Consider the following 15,263-nt stretch of genomic DNA (forward strand, 5'->3'; position numbering starts at 1 on the left):
GTTCGGTCGGTCAATGAAGCGCTTGATTGCAGGCGCGGGCGAGGTCAAGACCCGATGCCGTGCCCAGCCCGTCTCCTCTCCAAGCCGACCTCGCCGCCGCCCTCGACTGGTGGCGCGAGGCAGGGGTCGATGCGGTGTTCGACGACGAGGCGAAAGGCTGGCTGGCAGAACCTGTCGCGAAGGCCGATGCGGCGGCGCCGACGTCCTCGAAGCCCGCTCCTCCAGTGCCCGCTCCGCCACCCGAGCTGCCCAAGCTCGGCGGACCGCGCGAGCAATGGCCGAGCGATCTGGCGACATTCCGGACCTGGTGGCTGACCGAGCCCTCGCTCGATGAAGGCGGCCTCGCACCGCGCGTCGCCCCGTCGGGAGAAACCGAGGCCGAGCTGATGGTACTGGTCGCGATGCCCGAGGAAGGCGACCGCGAGACGCTCCTGTCAGGTCCAGGCGGCGCACTGCTGGATGGTTTCCTCTCGGCAGCCAGATTGTCGCCGGATCAGGTCTATCGCGCCGCCGTGCTGCCCCGGCACACTCCGCTTGCCGACTGGCCGTCGCTGGCCCCGCAGGGACTCGGTGCGCTGCTCGCACATCACGTGGCGCTGGCGCGCCCCAAACGGCTGCTGGCCCTGGGGCGGAACATCCTGCCGCTTTGCGGGCACGATCCAGCGCAAGGCGCTCAAAAGTTACGCTCCTTTAACCATGAAGGCGGCAGGGTACCCGCGCTGGCTGAGGCGGGGCTCGAACGGCTGCTGGGCAATTGGCAGCTACGAGCCCGTCTGTGGCAGCGCTGGCTGGACTGGACGGACGGGCAAACATGGGACGAAAGGCACGGATAGCTTGGGCCGCGGCGGGCGCGTTCGCATGCGCGGTATCCACGCCCGCCCTCGCCAATTCCAGCGCCGCCGAATACTTCCGCGCCCGCGCCGTTTCGAGCAACGTTCCCGAACTGCTGAGCAAGAGCGAGCGCGACTGGTACAAGTCGCTGTTCGCCGCGATCGACTTCAAGGACTGGACGCGGGTCGATGCGATGTTCGCCGAAAAGCCCGACGGTCCGCTGCATCAGATCGCCCGCGCCGAGTATTATCTCGATTCCGCCAGCCCCAAGATCGAGCTGCCCGCGATCGAGGCGTGGCTGGCGCACGGCACGAACCTGCCGCAGTCGGCGCAGATCGCGAACCTGGGCCTCAAGCGCGGGCTGACCGCGATGCCGGACCTGCCCGCCGAACAGCAACTGGTGTCGCAAGGCTATGCCCCGCGCCGGGTGCAGCCGAGCAGCGTCAACGACGGCACGATGCCGGCAGAGATCAAGGCGGCGATCCTCGAACGGATCAAGGCCGACGATCCGGGCGGCGCGCGCATCCTCCTCGATGGCGTGGACGCGGGCCTCTCCAGCGAAGCGCGGGCGGAATGGCGCCAGCGGGTCGCCTGGAGCTATTACATCGAGAACCAGGACGCCGCCGCGCTCGCAATGGCGAACACGGTGCGCGATGGCGGCAGCGGTGCGTGGGTCGGCGAAGGCGACTGGGCTGCGGGTCTTGCGGCGTGGCGTCTCAACGATTGCGCCGGTGCGGCTGACGCATTCGGGCGCGCGGCGACATCGGCGCAGAACCTCGAGCTGACTGCGGCGGCGTACTATTGGTCCAGCCGGGCGCTTGTCCGCTGCCGCCAGCCGGAGAAGGCGGCCGAGCAGTTGCGCGGGGCCGCGCGGCTCGACGAGACGCTGTACGGCATGCTTGCCCGCGAGGCGCTCGGGCAGGAATTGCCGGGCGGCCGCAAGACCGCGGACTTCGATCTGGCGGATTGGCAGCGGCTGCGCGATGCGCCCAACGTGCGCACCGCGGTCGCGCTGGCGGAGATCGGGCGCGACTCGCTGGCCGACGAAGTCCTGCGGCACGAGGCCAAGATCGGCCCGGCGAACGAGTACGATGCGCTAAGCCGGCTCGCCCGCGAGCTGGGCCTGCCCTCGACTCAGTTGTGGATGGCCGCCAACGCTCCCCGTGGGGCCAAAGCTGAGGTGGCGCTGCGCTACCCCGCCCCGCATTGGCAGCCCAGCAATGGCTGGCAGGTCGATCCCGCGCTGGCCTTTGCCCACACGCTGCAGGAATCGCGCTTCCAGACGAACGCGGTCAGCCCGGCGCAGGCGAAGGGCCTGATGCAGATCACACCGATCACCGTGCGCCAGCACGCGCCGCGGCTGAACATGAATGCGAGCTACGTGAACCTGTCGGATCCCGCGACCAACCTCGCGTTCGGGCAGGAGAACCTCGAGATGCTGCGCGACAGCTCGGCGACGGGCGGACTGCTGCCGAAGATCATGGCCGCCTACAACGCGGGCCTGTCGCCGGTGACGCGCTGGAACAGCGAAGTCCGCGACCAGGGCGATCCGCTGCTCTACATGGAGAGCATCCCGTACTGGGAGACGCGCGGCTACGTCGCGATCGTGATGCGCAATTACTGGATGTATGAGCGGCAGGCGGGCGGTGCCTCGGACAGCCGCAAGGCGCTCGCGCAGGGGATGTGGCCGACGTTCCCAGAGCTCGCCGGCGGCGGTGCGGTGCGCCTGACCGCGGCACGCTGATGGCCATCGACCCGGCGCGCGAGTTCCGCGCCGTCAACATCGCCGTCCTCACCGTCTCCGACACCCGCACACCCGAGACCGACACCAGCGGCGACATCCTGGCCGAGCGGGTCAAGGGCGCGGGCCACAAGCTGGTCGCGCGCGCGATCGAGCAGGACGATGCCAGCTTGTTAGCCGACCGGCTCAACACGTGGATCGACGATCCTACGATCGACGTGATCGTCACCACCGGCGGCACGGGCCTGACGGGACGCGACGTCACGCCCGAGGCATTCGACCAGGTGAAGGACAAGGACATTCCCGGGTTCGGCGAGCTGTTCCGCATGATCAGCTATCGGTCGATCGGCACCAGCACGGTGCAGAGCCGTGCGTGCGCGGTGGTGGCGCGCGGTACTTACCTGTTCGCGCTGCCCGGCTCGAATGGCGCGGTGAAGGACGGCTGGGACGGCATTCTCGTCGAGCAACTCGACAGTCGCAATCGGCCCTGCAACTTCGTCGACCTGCTGCCCCGGTTGCGCGAAACCTGACCCCTTCCGACTCGCGAATGTTCCGTGTATGTTCTCGTGCATGGAACGCCGTCTCGAACCTCCGGTAGCCGGACGCGGCGCGCAGGGCGCGGCGGTGCCGACGCGATTCGGTCTCGCCACGCGGGAAGCGGACGGCGACTGGCGCGATTACATGGAACTGTTGGACGGCCCGCCGGTCAAGCTGCGGACGACGGTCACCGAAGAACATCCCAAGACGATCCTCAGCTTCAACACCTCACCCGACATCGGCTTCGATCGCTCGGTCAACGCCTTTCGGGGCTGTGAGCACGGCTGCATCTATTGCTTCGCGCGGCCGACGCACGCTTATCATGACCTCTCGCCCGGGCTTGATTTCGAAACCAAACTGTTCGTGAAGCCCGACGCCCCGCGGCTTCTGCGCGAGACTCTCGCCAAGCCGAAGTACCGTCCTCGGCCGATCGCGATGGGGACCAACACCGATCCGTATCAGACGATCGAGCGGACCTGGCGCATCACCCGCCAGGTGCTGGAGGTGTGCCTCGACGCGCGGCACCCGGTGACCATCACCACGAAATCCGACCGGGTGCTCGACGATCTCGACCTGCTCGCCGAGATGGCAGAGCAGCGCCTGGTCGCGGTGTGCGTGTCAGTGACCTCGCTCGATCCGGTGCTGTCGGGCAAGCTCGAACCGCGCGCGGCAGCGCCCGCCAAGCGACTCGCGGCGCTCGGCAAGCTGGTCGATGCCGGGGTGCCGGTGCACTGCTCGGTATCGCCGATCATCCCGGCGATCACCGACGGTTTCATGGAGGAGATCGTCAGCCGCGCTGCCGCGCTCGGCGTGCGCTCCGCGGGGTGGATCCCGCTGCGCCTGCCGCACGAGGTCGCGCCGCTCTTCCGCGAATGGTTGTCGGTCCATTTCCCCGAGCGCGGCGACAAGGTGATGAGCATCGTGCAGTCGATCCGCGGCGGGAAGGACAACGATCCCGACTTCTTCTCCCGGATGAAGCCGAGCGGGGTGTGGGCCGATCTTCTGCGCGCGCGCTTCGCTCTCGCCTGCAAGCGCGCCGGGATGCGCAAGGACCGCTTCGAGCTTGACTGCACCCGGTTCCGTCCGCCGGCGATGGGTGGGCAGCTGCGCCTTCTCTAAACAGTGAGATCGCGCTGCATGTAGAGCGTGTCGAGCACGCGCCCGAACTTGCGCCCGACGTTGCGCATGCGGCCCGCCTCGACGAACCCGGCGCGGGTGTGCAGCGCAACGCTGGCGGGCTCGGCACCGCCGATCACGGCGATCATTTGTTCGAAGCCGAAGTCCTTCGCCGCATCGATCAGCGCATCGAGCAATACACCGCCGAGGCCGCGTCCGGTTAGGCGGTGGTCGATGTAGATACTGTCCTCGCAGGTGCCCGCATAGGCTGGCCGGTCGCGGAACTGGCTGGCGTAGGCGTAGCCGGCGACCTGGCCATCGTATTCGACGACCAGGAAAGGCCAGCCGCGACCCGTAAGCGCGCCGATCTTGTCGCGCCAGAAGGCGGCGTCCGGCGGCTCGGTGTCGAAGCTCGCCGTACCGGTCAGCACATGATGCGCGTAGATCGCCGCGATCGCGTCCGCATCGCCGAGGACGACGGGACGGATCACCGGCGCCATCTCAGGCCGCCGTCAGGAAGGCGTCCTCGTCGAGCGCCATCACGGCTTCCGCGCCCGCCTCGATCTTCCGCCGCAGCGCGCCGGCATCGGGCCCGAAGCGCTCGAAGAAGTAGCGCGCGGTGGTGAGCTTGGCGCGATAGAACGCCTCGTCCCCGCTGCCCTGCGCCAGTGCGGCGGTGGAGGCCTTGGCCATCCGCAGCCACATCAGGCCAAGGCACACCACGCCCATGATATGCATGTATTGGTGCGCGCCGGCGCCCAAGTTGTTGGGGTTGGCCATCGCGTTCTGCATGAACCACATGGTCGCGGCTTTCTGCTCGCTGACCGCCTTGCCGAGCGCTTCACCCAAAGGAGCGAGGTCGCCCTTGGCCGCCGCCACTTCGTCGTCGACCAGCTTGAAGAACGCTTGGATCGCCGCCCCGCCCTTGCTGGCGAGCTTGCGGCCGCACAGGTCCATCGCCTGCACGCCATTGGTGCCTTCGTAGATTTGCGCGATGCGAGCGTCGCGGACGAACTGCTCCATGCCCCACTCGGCGATGTAGCCGTGCCCGCCGAAGACCTGCTGCATGTTGACCGCGACGTCGAAGCCCTTGTCGGTGCCGTAGCCCTTGATCACCGGCGTCAGCAGGCCGAGCAGCGCATCGGCATCGGCGCGCTCCTCCTCGGTCTCCGCATTGTGAGTGAGATCGACCAGCAGCCCGCCCCACAGGTACAGCGCGCGCATCGCTTCGGTGAACGCCTTGGCGTCCATCAACATCCGCCGCACGTCGGGGTGGACCATGATGGTGTCGGCCTTCTCGCCCGGCTCGGCGGGCCCGGTAAGCGCGCGACCCTGGCGCCGGTCGCGCGCATATGCGACCGCGTTCTGGTAGGCGACCTCGGCTTGGCTCAGCCCCTGGATGCCGACCCCGAGCCGCGCCGCGTTCATCATGATGAACATCGCGGCGAGGCCCTTCATCTCCTCGCCGAGCAGGTAGCCGGTCGCGCCGTCGTAGTTCATCACGCAGGTCGAGTTGCCGTGGATGCCCATCTTGTGCTCGAGCGAGCCGCACTGGACCGCGTTGCGCTCACCCAGCGAGCCGTCCGTGTCCACCAGGAACTTGGGCACGATGAACAGGCTGATGCCCTTGCTGCTGTCGGGCGCCCCCGGCGTCTTGGCGAGGACGAGGTGAATGATGTTCTCGGCGAGGTCGTGCTCGCCGGCTGAGATGAAGATCTTGGTGCCGGTGATCTTGTAGCTGCCGTCCGCCTGCGGCTCGGCGCGGGTGCGGATGAGGCCGAGGTCGGTGCCGCACTGCGGCTCGGTCAGGTTCATCGTCCCGAGCCACTGGTTGGCGATCATCTTCGGCGCGTAGAGCGCCTTCTGCTCTTCGCTGCCGACCACCAGGATCGCGCTGACCGCACCGTTGGTGAGGCCCGGGTACATCCCGAACGAGTGGTTGGCGCTGGAGACGAACTCTTCCAGCACGAAGCCCAGCACGTGGGGCATGCCCTGCCCGCCGTACTCGGACGGCGCCGCGAGCGTGCTCCAGCCCGCCTCGACATACTGGTCGAACGCCGCCTTGAACCCCGGGGGCGTGGTCACCGAACCGTCGGCATTGCGCGTGCACCCTTCGCGGTCGCCGACCTGGTTCAATGGCTGCAGCACCTCGGCCGCGAACTTGCCGCTCTCGTCAATCACCGTGTCGATCAGGTCGGGCGTCGCGCTCTCGAAGCCGGGCAGATTGCCGTAGCTTGCGAGGTCCAGCACCTCGTTGAGGATGAACTTCGCGTCGCGCGTGGGAGCGGTGTAAGTCGGCATTGTCAGTCCTTGAGTAAGGTCGGGCTCAGCCCTGTTCGCCCACTTGCTCGACGTGTGCGATGAAGGCGGTGAGCTCGGCGATCGCCGAATCGATATCGGCGCGCTGCTCTTTCATCTTCTCGATGTGCTCGCGGCATTTCTCGATCGTGACGCGGCGCTGTTCGACCCGCCCGTCGCCGAGATCGTACAGATCGATCATCTCGCGGATTTCGCCGAGACTGAAGCCGACGTTCTTCGCCCGCATGATCCACGCGAGCCGTGCGCGGTCACGCTTCGAATAGATGCGCGCGAGACCCACCCGGCGCGGGGCGATGAGTCCCTCATCTTCGTAGAAGCGCAAGGCGCGGGCGGTGCAGCCGAATTCTTCGGTCAGGTCGGAGATCGAGAACTGCTCGCGCTCAAGCCGGTCGGGGCGTTCGAGGTGAGCGCCCTGATGGGCTGCTTCGGCATTGCGCGCGGGTTCGGCCATGCGCGGGGCAATACCCGCCGCTTTACGTTCGCGTCAAGTATTGACGGGGCGGAGAGCGTCGTCTTCGAGCTGCCGGAAAAAGCAACTGTCCGCGCCCGTGTGGCAGGTCGGACCGGCCGGCCGGCACTCGAGAACGAGCGCATCCTGATCGCAATCGACCAGGATTCTTTCCACCGCCAGAACGTTGCCCGACGACTCGCCCTTCTTCCACAGTCGTCCGCGTGAGCGGGAGTGGAAGTGCGCGAAGCCGCTCGCGCGGGTCGCGGCGAGCGCTTCGGCGTCCATGAAGGCGACCATCAGGACGGCCTTGCTCTGCGCGTCGACGATGACCGCGGTCAGCAGCCCGCTGGCATCGAACTTGGGCTCGAATTCATCACTCACGGGCACGGGCTCCAGCACAAACCTTTGTTGCAACATAATCACAGATGTCGGGCAAAATCAGGTGCCTTCCAACATCCCGCTTTGATGGACGGCGGTTCAATGAGACACCGCGCGTGCAGTCCAATGGGGGCCGCGAACCGGAACGCCGGTGCCATCAGAGCGCCAGGTTCAGGGACCGCCGAGTGGAGCATGCGCCTGTCGCAAGATGGCGCGCGGCCCGCTCGGTAGACGATGAGGGATCGGATCCAGTCGGCCATGGGGGTGGCCGCCTTTAGCCGAGAGGCGGGTCCAGCGTATTTCGTCACGGTGCGCCCGGGGCTCACGCCCCGGGCGTTTCGTATTCGGGGACCACGCCGTCCGCCTCTTCCAGCACCCGCGCGAAGCACGCCACGATCACCTTGCTGGCACCCGCGCGCTTGAGCGTGCGCACGCAGGCATCGCTGGTAGCGCCGCTGGTGAGCACATCGTCGACCAGAATCACCTGGGAACCTTTCAGCATGGCAGCGCGTCTCGGCTCGACCGCCAGCGCACCGGATAGTGTTCGCGCGCGGGCCTTGCGCCCCAGACCGCCGAGCTTTGGGGTGCGCTTGCGGCGGACGAGGCCGTCGACAAGTAAATTCTGCCCGGTCAGCTTGGCGATCTGTTGTGCAAGAAGCGCCGCTTGGTTGTAGCCCCGCGACCACAGACGCCAGCGGTGGAGTGGAACGGGCACGACCAGCCACTCGCCCTCCAGCGCAGGGAGGCGAGCGGCGATCAGACGGGCCAGCATCGGTGCGAGGGCGATGCGCCGTCCGTGCTTGAACGCCAGCACCAGCTTGCGCGATCCGTCGCCATAGAGCGTGCCCGCCGCGATCCCGTCATGCTGCGGCGGGTCGGCGAGACAGGGAGCGCAGATCGCGCCGCTTGCTACCGAGTTGGCCTCGAACGGCCGCTGGCACTGTGCACAGGCAGGCGAGCCGGGGATGCGCAACTCGCCCCAGCATTCACCGCACAGGCCACTTTGCGCGCCGATAGCCGCTCCGCACAGAGGGCAGCGCGGCGGATAAACGAGATCGAGCAGCGGAGCGAAGCTCTCCCGCAATACTGCGCCCACTGCGTTCATCGCATTGCCCCTTGCAACGGGGCCGGGGATGGTGCGTTGCTTCGCCTATGAGTTCCGCCCTGCCCCCGGAGATTTTCAGCGCCCGCCGCAAATCGGCGCGAGCCGCGCGGGCCGAGGCGCTGCAGCGGCGCCGCGGCGCGGCGGACTGGCTGGCCGAAGCGCTGGTCGAGGATGCGCTCGAGCGGATCGAATTCATGCAGCTTCCGCCGGGCCGTGCGCTCATTATTGGCACCGGCGGCGCGGAGTTTGCCCGTATGCTGGAGCGGAAAGATTTTCGCGTCACGCTGGCCGACGCCGACTCGCTCGACCTGGAGCAGCCGCTGCCGTTTAGGGGCTTTGCGCTCATCGTCAGCTTGGCGGCGCTGGATACCGTCAACGACCTGCCGGGCGCACTGATCCACCAGCGCAACGTCCTGGCTCCGGGCGGGGTCATGCTGGCGAGCATGGTCGGCGCCGGCAGCCTGCCGCGCCTGCGCGCCGCCTTGCTGGCCGCCGACGGTGAGCGCCCGGCGGCGCGGCTCCATCCGGCGGTCGATGCGCGCTCGGGTGCCGGACTGCTGCAGCGAGCCGGTTTCATGCGGCAGGTCAGCGATTCCTGGACGCTGCGGCTGCGCTACGGGGCGATGGACGATCTCGTCGCCGATTTGCGCACGCAGGGCCTGACCAGCGCGCTCGTCGATAGCGCCCCCCCCTTGACCCGCGCCGGACTGGAGCGCGCCCGCTCCGCGTTCCTCGCCGAGGCCGATCGGCACGGCCGGGTGGTGGAAACGCTGGAAATCCTGACGCTTACCGCCTGGCATTAAGACCTGAGCGCAGCCTGCGCGGCAGCCAGCCGAGCGATCGGCACGCGGTAGGGGCTGGCGCTGACGTAGTCGAGACCGACTTCCTCGCAGAAAGTGATCGACGCCGGATCCCCGCCATGCTCGCCGCAAATGCCGAGCTTGATGTCGGGCTTGGTAGCTCGGCCCCGCTCGACGGCGAGCCGGACCAGTTGCCCCACCCCGTCGATGTCGAGGCTGACGAACGGATCGCGGGCGAAGATGCCCTTGTCGACGTAGGCGCCGAGGAAGCGCCCTGCATCGTCCCTCGAAAGCCCCAGAGTAGTCTGCGTCAAGTCGTTGGTGCCGAACGAGAAGAAGCGCGCTTCCTCGGCGATCTCGCCCGCCATCAGCGCGGCGCGCGGGAGCTCGATCATGGTGCCGACGAGGTAGTCGAGAGTGCGGCCCTTCTCGGCGAACACCTCGCTCGCCACGCGGTCGACCAGCGCGCGGAGGATTTCAAGCTCGCGCTTGGTCGCGACCAGCGGGATCATCACTTCGGGCACCGGGGCCTCACCGCTGGCGGCCGCGACATCGCAGGCGGCTTCGAAGATCGCGCGGGCCTGCATCTCGTAGATCTCGGGAAAGGTGATCCCGAGGCGGCAACCGCGATGGCCGAGCATGGGGTTGAACTCGTGGAGCTCGGCGGCGCGTCGCTTGAGGTGGTCGACGCCGTAGCCGGTTGCGTCGGCGAGCTCCTCGAACTCGGCATCGCCGTGGGGGAGGAACTCGTGCAGCGGTGGGTCGAGCAGGCGGATGGTGCACGGCAGGCCCGCCATCACCTCAAAGATTTGCGCGAAATCGGCGCGCTGCTCGGGGAGCAACAGCGCGAGTGCCTTGCGGCGGCCCGCCTCGTCCTCGGCGAGGATCATCTGGCGCACCGCACTGATGCGATCCGCATCGAAGAACATGTGCTCGGTGCGGCACAGGCCGATGCCCTCGGCGCCGAACTGGCGGGCCATCTTGCAGTCGGCCGGCGTCTCGGCGTTGGCACGCACTCTCATGCGGCGGTGGCGGTCGGCCCACTCCATCAGGACGCCGAAGTCGCCGGCAAGCTCGGGTTCGACCGTCGCGACGCGCCCAGCCATCACCTGGCCGGTGCTGCCGTCGAGCGTCAGCGTGTCACCCTCAGCCAGCTCACGCCCGCCGATCCGCAGCGTACGCGTCTTCAGATCGATCGACACTGCGCTTGCGCCGGAGACACAGCAGCGACCCATCCCGCGCGCTACCACCGCGGCGTGTGACGTCATGCCGCCACGCGCGGTCAGAATGCCCTGCGCGGCGTGCATGCCGTGGATGTCCTCGGGGCTGGTCTCGACCCGTACGAGGATCACCTTGTCGCCCCGCGCCGCCCAGGTCTCGGCGGTGTCGGCATCAAGCACAATCTTGCCGCTGGCTGCACCCGGCGAGGCCGGCAGGCCGGTGGTCAGCACATCGCGCGGCGCATTCGGATCGAGCGTCGGGTGCAGCAGCTGGTCGAGCGCCATCGGATCGACGCGCAGGATCGCGGTCTCCTCGTCGATCAGCCCCTCGCCCGCCATGTCGACCGCCATCTTGAGCGCGGCCTTGGCGGTGCGTTTGCCGCTGCGGGTCTGCAACATCCACAGCTTGCCACGCTCGACGGTGAATTCGATGTCCTGCATGTCGCGGTAGTGCGTCTCGAGCGTGTCGAACACACGGGCGAGCTCGGCGTAGGCATCGGGCATCGCTTCTTCCATGCTCAGCGGCTTGGCGTTGGCGCGCTCGCGGGCCGCCTTCGTCAGGTACTGCGGTGTGCGGATGCCGGCGACGACATCCTCACCCTGCGCGTTGACCAGCCATTCACCGTAGTAGGCGCGCTCGCCGGTGGCGGGGTCGCGGGTGAAGGCGACGCCGGTGGCGCTGGTCTCACCCATGTTGCCGAACACCATCGCCTGGACGTTGACCGCGGTGCCCCAGTCGCCGGGGATGTCGTTCAGGCGGCGGTAGACCTTGGCGCGGTCGCTGTCCCAGCTGTCGAATACCGCGCGGATCGCGCCCCATAGCTGCTCGGTCACGTCCTGTGGGAATGGGTTGCCGAGTTCTTCCTCGACGATGGCGCGATACTGGCCGACGAGCGCCTGCCAGTCTTCAGCCTCCATCTCGGTATCGGCGTAGAGGCCCTTGTCTTCCTTGGCGATTTCGAGCGCTTCCTCGAACAGGCCGTGGTCGAGGCCGAGCACCACATCGGAGTACATCTGGATGAAGCGGCGGTAGCTGTCCCACGCGAACCGCTCGTCCCCGCTGGTCTCGGCGAGGCCTTGCACGGTCTGGTCGTTGAGGCCTAGGTTGAGAACGGTGTCCATCATCCCCGGCATCGAGACGCGCGCCCCCGAGCGGACCGAGACGAGCAGCGGATCGGCGGCATCGCCGAAGCGCTTTCCGACCGACTTTTCGATGTGGTTCAATGCATTGGCGACCGAAGTTCGCAGATCATCCGAAAAGTCACCACCTTCGGCGAGATAGCGGACGCACTCCTCGGTAGTTATGGTGAAGCCGGGAGGAACCGGCAGGCCGATGCCGGCCATCTCCGCGAGGTTGGCGCCCTTGCCTCCGACGATCGTCTTGTCCCTGGAGCGCGGGTCATCCGAACTTGCCGAACCGCCGAATGGATAGACCGTCTGCACTCGCGTTGCCCTCTTCGTGTCACACCTATCGGGGGTGTTTTTCAAAACTCTCTGGCTGGCCCAACTGCTTGATGTATTGCCTGTTTCCGGCAATTCGCAGTGTCGCGCTTGTCACCTTAGCCCGTCACCCCTCGATGCGGCTGAAATCGGCCACCCGGTGCACCGCGTCGCGGAAGCGCGCGAGCAGGTCGAGCCGCGCGGCGCGCTTGCCGGCGTCAGGGTCGTTCACGGTCACGCTGTCAAAGAACCGGTCGATCGGCGCGCGCAACGTAGCAAGCGCCGCCATCGCCGCGCCGAAGTCCTCCGCCTCGACCGCCTGCGACGCGGTCGGCTCGGCGGCATCGAGCGCCTCGATCAGTGCCTTTTCGTCAGGCTCGGCGATGTAGGAAAGCGCTTTCTCGTGGCGCTCGGCCATCTTGGCGGCGATTACCGGGGCAAGGTCGGGATCATCGACCAGCGCCAGCGGGTCTTCTTCGCCGGTGCGGGCGATCTCGCCCTCGTGCCCGCGCCAGTCCTCCTTCTTCAGGATGTTGGCCGCCCGCTTGTAACCTGCGAGCAGGTTGGCGCCGTCCTCGCTCGCCATGAACGCCTGCAGCGCCTTCACCCGCGCGAGCAATCGGACGAGATCGTCCTCCCCGCCGAGTGCGAACACCGCGTCGATCAGGTCGTGCCGGACGCCCGCCTCGCGCTGCTGGACCTTGAGCCGGTCGGCAAAGAAATCGATGACTTCGATTGCCGACTTGTCGAGGCGGTGCGTCGCGGCAGTGTCGCTGTCCTGCCGCGCGCGGTTCGCCAAGGCGCCGCGGACGGCTTGCGTCAAAGGCAGGCGCAGGCCGTTGCGCGAGATCAGATCCAGCGCGCCGATAGCCGCGCGACGCAGCGCGAAGGGATCCTTCGAGCCGGTCGGCTTCTGGTCGATGCCGAAGAACGCGCAGATCGTATCGAGCTTGTCCGCCAAGCTCACCGCCACCGTCACCGGCGCGGTCGGAGCCTCGTCGCCATGCCCGACTGGCTTGTAGTGATCGCGGATGGCGTCGGCGACGGAGTCGGGCAGGCGCTCGGCGCGGGCGTAGTAGCCGCCCATCAGGCCCTGGAGCTCGGGGAATTCACCGACCATCTCGGTGACGAGGTCGGCCTTGGCGAGGCGCGCGGCCTGTTCGGCTAGATCAGCAAGTTCCGCTCGTGCTGAGCCTGTCGAAGCACCTTCGCTGAGGGCGCCGAATGGCGCGTGGCCTTCGACAAGCTCAGGCTGAGCGGAATTGTGTTTTACAATCCCTTCCTCGACCAGCCACCGGGCGAGTTTAGCAACCCGCTCGACCTTGTCGGCGACCGTGCCGAGCTTCACGTGGAAGGTGATCCGCTCCAGCTTCTTCGCTTGCTCGGCGAGCGGGGTCTTGCGGTCCTGCTCCCAGAAGAAGCGCGCATCGGAGAGGCGTGCGGCGAGGACCTTGCGGTTGCCGTCGACGATCGCCGCGCCGCCGTCGGCCGCCTCGATGTTGGCGGTGCAGACGAACGCGTTGGCGAGCTTGCCGGCCGCGTCCTCGCACACGAAGTATTTCTGGTTCACCCGAGCGGTGAGCTGGATCACTTCGGGCGGGACGTCGAGGTAGGCTTCTTCGAAGCGACCGAGCAGCGGCACCGGCCATTCGGTGAGGCCGGCGTTCTCGACCACCAGCCCCTCGTCCTCGATCAACGTTAGCCCTTCGGCGAGCGAGGCGGCGCGGGCCATCTCGCGCACGATACCTTCGCGCTCGGCGTGATCGACGATCACGTGGCAAGCGCGAAGTTTCTCCTGGTAGTCGTCGGCACCGCCGATGGTGATCGGACCGGAGTGGTGGAAGCGATGGCCGAGCGTCATGAACCCGCTGGCGATCTCGCCGACCTGGCACTCGACCAGGTTCTCGCCGAGAATGGCGACGATGCCCGACAGCGGCCGCACCCAGCGCGGGGATTCGGTCGAAAGCGAAGCGGCGCCCCAGCGCATCGACTTGGGCCACGGGAACGCGCGCACGATCGCCGGGATCGCCTCGGCCAGCACAGCGCGCACCGCGCGGCCGGGCTTCTCGACCACCGCGTACCACACGCCGTCGCGCTCGGTCAGTTGGTCCTTGCTGAGGCCGGTCTTGCGCAGGAACCCGTCGAGCGCCTGGTCGGGGGCGCTGGTGCGCGGTCCCTTGGTCTCCTCGCTCACCGCTTGCGTGCTGTCCGGCAGCCCGCGTGCAATCAGCGCGAGGCGGCGCGGGGTCGACCAGACGGAAACCTCACCCAGCGGCACGCCCGCGGAGTCCATCTGGGCGCGGAACAGCTTTTCGAGGTCGGCGCGCGCGCCCTTCTGCATCCGCGCGGGAATTTCCTCGCAGCGGAGTTCGAGGAGGAAGTCGCTCACAGCGTCCACCCCGGGAATTTGGCCTGCCACTCGGGCGTCATCTTGGCGGCGTAGGCCTCGCAGCTCGAGCGGGCGAGATCGCGCACGCGGCCCATGTAGCTGGCGCGTTCCTGCACGCTGATCACGCCGCGGGCCTGCAGGAGGTTGAACACATGGCTCGCCTCGATCGCCTGCTCGTAGGCCGCGATCGGCACGTCGGCGGAGAGGGCGTTGCGGCACTCGGCCTCGGCCTTGGCGAACAGATCGAATAGCGCTGGCGTGTCGGCAACCTCGAAGTTCCACTTCGACATCTGCCGCTCGTTCTCGAGGAACACCTGCCCGTAGGTGAACCCGCGGCCGTCGAAGTCGAGGTCGTACACGTTGTCGACGCCCTGGATATACATCGCGAGGCGCTCGAGCCCGTAGGTGAGCTCGCCCGCCACCGGCTTGCAGTCGAAGCCGCCCATTTGCTGGAAATAGGTGAACTGGGTCACCTCCATCCCGTCGCACCACACTTCCCAGCCCAGACCCCACGCGCCGAGCGTCGGGCTTTCCCAATCGTCCTCGACGAAGCGGATATCGTGCTTCAGCGGGTCGATGCCGATCACTTCGAGGCTCTTGAGATAGAGGTCCTGCAGGTCCGGCGGGCTCGGCTTCAGGATTACCTGGTACTGGTAGTAATGCTGCAGCCGGTTAGGATTCTCCCCATAGCGGCCGTCGGTCGGGCGGCGACAGGGCTGGACGAAGGCAGCGTTCCACGGCTCCGGCCCCAATGCGCGCAGGGTGGTGGCAGTGTGGAAGGTGCCCGCGCCCATCCGCATGTCATAGGGCTGCAGGATCAGGCAGCCGTTCGCGCTCCAGAAATCGTGGAGCGTCAGGATCATATCCTGGAAGCTTTTTGAACGGTCCCGCTGCATGAGGCGGGCCATGGCGGATGGCCGGAAATGCGTCAATGCA

General features: G+C 67.5%; 13 protein-coding genes. 5 read left to right on the top strand and 8 right to left on the bottom strand.

The window, feature by feature from the left end; all coding sequences use genetic code 11:
* Positions 1-59: 59 nt before the first annotated feature.
* The 4 genes from ELY12_RS01750 to ELY12_RS01765 are packed head-to-tail and all read left to right on the top strand — an operon-like array spanning position 60 to position 4,228.
* Entirely contained in the window at positions 60-833 is a 774-nt protein-coding gene (locus tag ELY12_RS01750; protein WP_126174980.1) for a uracil-DNA glycosylase family protein, read from the top strand.
* Positions 812-2,575, top strand: coding sequence for a lytic transglycosylase domain-containing protein (locus tag ELY12_RS01755; RefSeq protein ID WP_126174981.1), 1,764 nt, complete (start codon positions 812-814; stop codon positions 2,573-2,575). Before ELY12_RS01750 ends, ELY12_RS01755 begins: the two co-directional genes overlap by 22 nt.
* Positions 2,575-3,102: a molybdenum cofactor biosynthesis protein B gene (moaB, locus tag ELY12_RS01760; RefSeq protein WP_126174982.1), complete on the top strand. Its 528-nt coding sequence runs from the start codon at positions 2,575-2,577 to the stop codon at positions 3,100-3,102. Before ELY12_RS01755 ends, moaB begins: the two co-directional genes overlap by 1 nt.
* A 40-nt stretch (positions 3,103-3,142) precedes the next feature.
* Positions 3,143-4,228 carry a PA0069 family radical SAM protein gene (locus ELY12_RS01765; RefSeq protein WP_126174983.1) on the top strand — a complete coding sequence of 362 codons (1,086 nt, stop codon included), beginning with the start codon at positions 3,143-3,145 and terminating at the stop codon, positions 4,226-4,228.
* On the opposite strand, the gene ELY12_RS01770 is transcribed toward ELY12_RS01765, so the two are convergent.
* From ELY12_RS01770 to ELY12_RS01790, 5 genes are all read right to left on the bottom strand, one after another.
* Complete coding sequence (locus tag ELY12_RS01770; RefSeq protein WP_126174984.1) at positions 4,225-4,725, bottom strand: GNAT family N-acetyltransferase; 501 nt, start codon at positions 4,723-4,725, stop codon at positions 4,225-4,227. The two genes, ELY12_RS01765 and ELY12_RS01770, sit on opposite strands and share 4 nt — an antisense overlap.
* Position 4,726: 1 nt before the next feature.
* A complete protein-coding gene (locus ELY12_RS01775; RefSeq protein ID WP_126174985.1) occupies positions 4,727-6,526 on the bottom strand; it encodes an acyl-CoA dehydrogenase C-terminal domain-containing protein in 1,800 nt (599 codons plus the stop codon).
* 25 nt (positions 6,527-6,551) lie between these two features.
* Positions 6,552-6,995 carry a MerR family transcriptional regulator gene (locus tag ELY12_RS01780; protein ID WP_126174986.1) on the bottom strand — a complete coding sequence of 148 codons (444 nt, stop codon included), beginning with the start codon at positions 6,993-6,995 and terminating at the stop codon, positions 6,552-6,554.
* 33 nt (positions 6,996-7,028) lie between these two features.
* Positions 7,029-7,394 (bottom strand): phosphoribosyl-AMP cyclohydrolase, encoded by a 366-nt coding sequence (hisI, locus tag ELY12_RS01785; RefSeq protein WP_241229679.1) that lies wholly within the window; start codon positions 7,392-7,394, stop codon positions 7,029-7,031.
* A gap of 301 nt (positions 7,395-7,695) precedes the next feature.
* Positions 7,696-8,478 (bottom strand): ComF family protein, encoded by a 783-nt coding sequence (locus ELY12_RS01790; protein ID WP_126174988.1) that lies wholly within the window; start codon positions 8,476-8,478, stop codon positions 7,696-7,698.
* Positions 8,479-8,525: 47 nt separating this feature from the next.
* On the opposite strand from ELY12_RS01790, the gene ELY12_RS01795 reads away from it, so the two are divergent.
* Entirely contained in the window at positions 8,526-9,281 is a 756-nt protein-coding gene (locus tag ELY12_RS01795; RefSeq protein ID WP_126174989.1) for a methyltransferase domain-containing protein, read from the top strand.
* Here ELY12_RS01795 and ppdK read toward each other — a convergent pair.
* The 3 genes from ppdK to ELY12_RS01810 form a co-directional block, all read right to left on the bottom strand.
* Positions 9,278-11,941: a pyruvate, phosphate dikinase gene (gene ppdK / locus ELY12_RS01800; RefSeq protein ID WP_126174990.1), complete on the bottom strand. Its 2,664-nt coding sequence runs from the start codon at positions 11,939-11,941 to the stop codon at positions 9,278-9,280. The two genes, ELY12_RS01795 and ppdK, sit on opposite strands and share 4 nt — an antisense overlap.
* Positions 11,942-12,065: 124 nt before the next feature.
* Positions 12,066-14,327, bottom strand: coding sequence for a glycine--tRNA ligase subunit beta (gene glyS, locus ELY12_RS01805; RefSeq protein ID WP_126174991.1), 2,262 nt, complete (start codon positions 14,325-14,327; stop codon positions 12,066-12,068).
* Positions 14,324-15,223: a glycine--tRNA ligase subunit alpha gene (locus ELY12_RS01810; RefSeq protein ID WP_126175246.1), complete on the bottom strand. Its 900-nt coding sequence runs from the start codon at positions 15,221-15,223 to the stop codon at positions 14,324-14,326. Before ELY12_RS01810 ends, glyS begins: the two co-directional genes overlap by 4 nt.
* Positions 15,224-15,263: the final 40 nt, after the last annotated feature.

Source organism: Tsuneonella rigui (assembly GCF_003958625.1).
GTDB lineage: Bacteria > Pseudomonadota > Alphaproteobacteria > Sphingomonadales > Sphingomonadaceae > Tsuneonella > Tsuneonella rigui.

Coding starts and splice junctions, on each gene's coding strand:
- ELY12_RS01755 (WP_126174981.1), top strand. CDS start 812: ATGGGACGAAAGGCACGGATAGCTTGGGCCGCGGCGGGCGCGTTCGCA.
- moaB (WP_126174982.1), top strand. CDS start 2,575: ATGGCCATCGACCCGGCGCGCGAGTTCCGCGCCGTCAACATCGCCGTC.
- ELY12_RS01765 (WP_126174983.1), top strand. CDS start 3,143: ATGGAACGCCGTCTCGAACCTCCGGTAGCCGGACGCGGCGCGCAGGGC.
- ELY12_RS01770 (WP_126174984.1), bottom strand. CDS start 4,725: ATGGCGCCGGTGATCCGTCCCGTCGTCCTCGGCGATGCGGACGCGATC.
- ELY12_RS01775 (WP_126174985.1), bottom strand. CDS start 6,526: ATGCCGACTTACACCGCTCCCACGCGCGACGCGAAGTTCATCCTCAAC.
- ELY12_RS01780 (WP_126174986.1), bottom strand. CDS start 6,995: ATGGCCGAACCCGCGCGCAATGCCGAAGCAGCCCATCAGGGCGCTCAC.
- ELY12_RS01790 (WP_126174988.1), bottom strand. CDS start 8,478: ATGAACGCAGTGGGCGCAGTATTGCGGGAGAGCTTCGCTCCGCTGCTC.
- ELY12_RS01795 (WP_126174989.1), top strand. CDS start 8,526: ATGAGTTCCGCCCTGCCCCCGGAGATTTTCAGCGCCCGCCGCAAATCG.
- ELY12_RS01810 (WP_126175246.1), bottom strand. CDS start 15,223: ATGCAGCGGGACCGTTCAAAAAGCTTCCAGGATATGATCCTGACGCTC.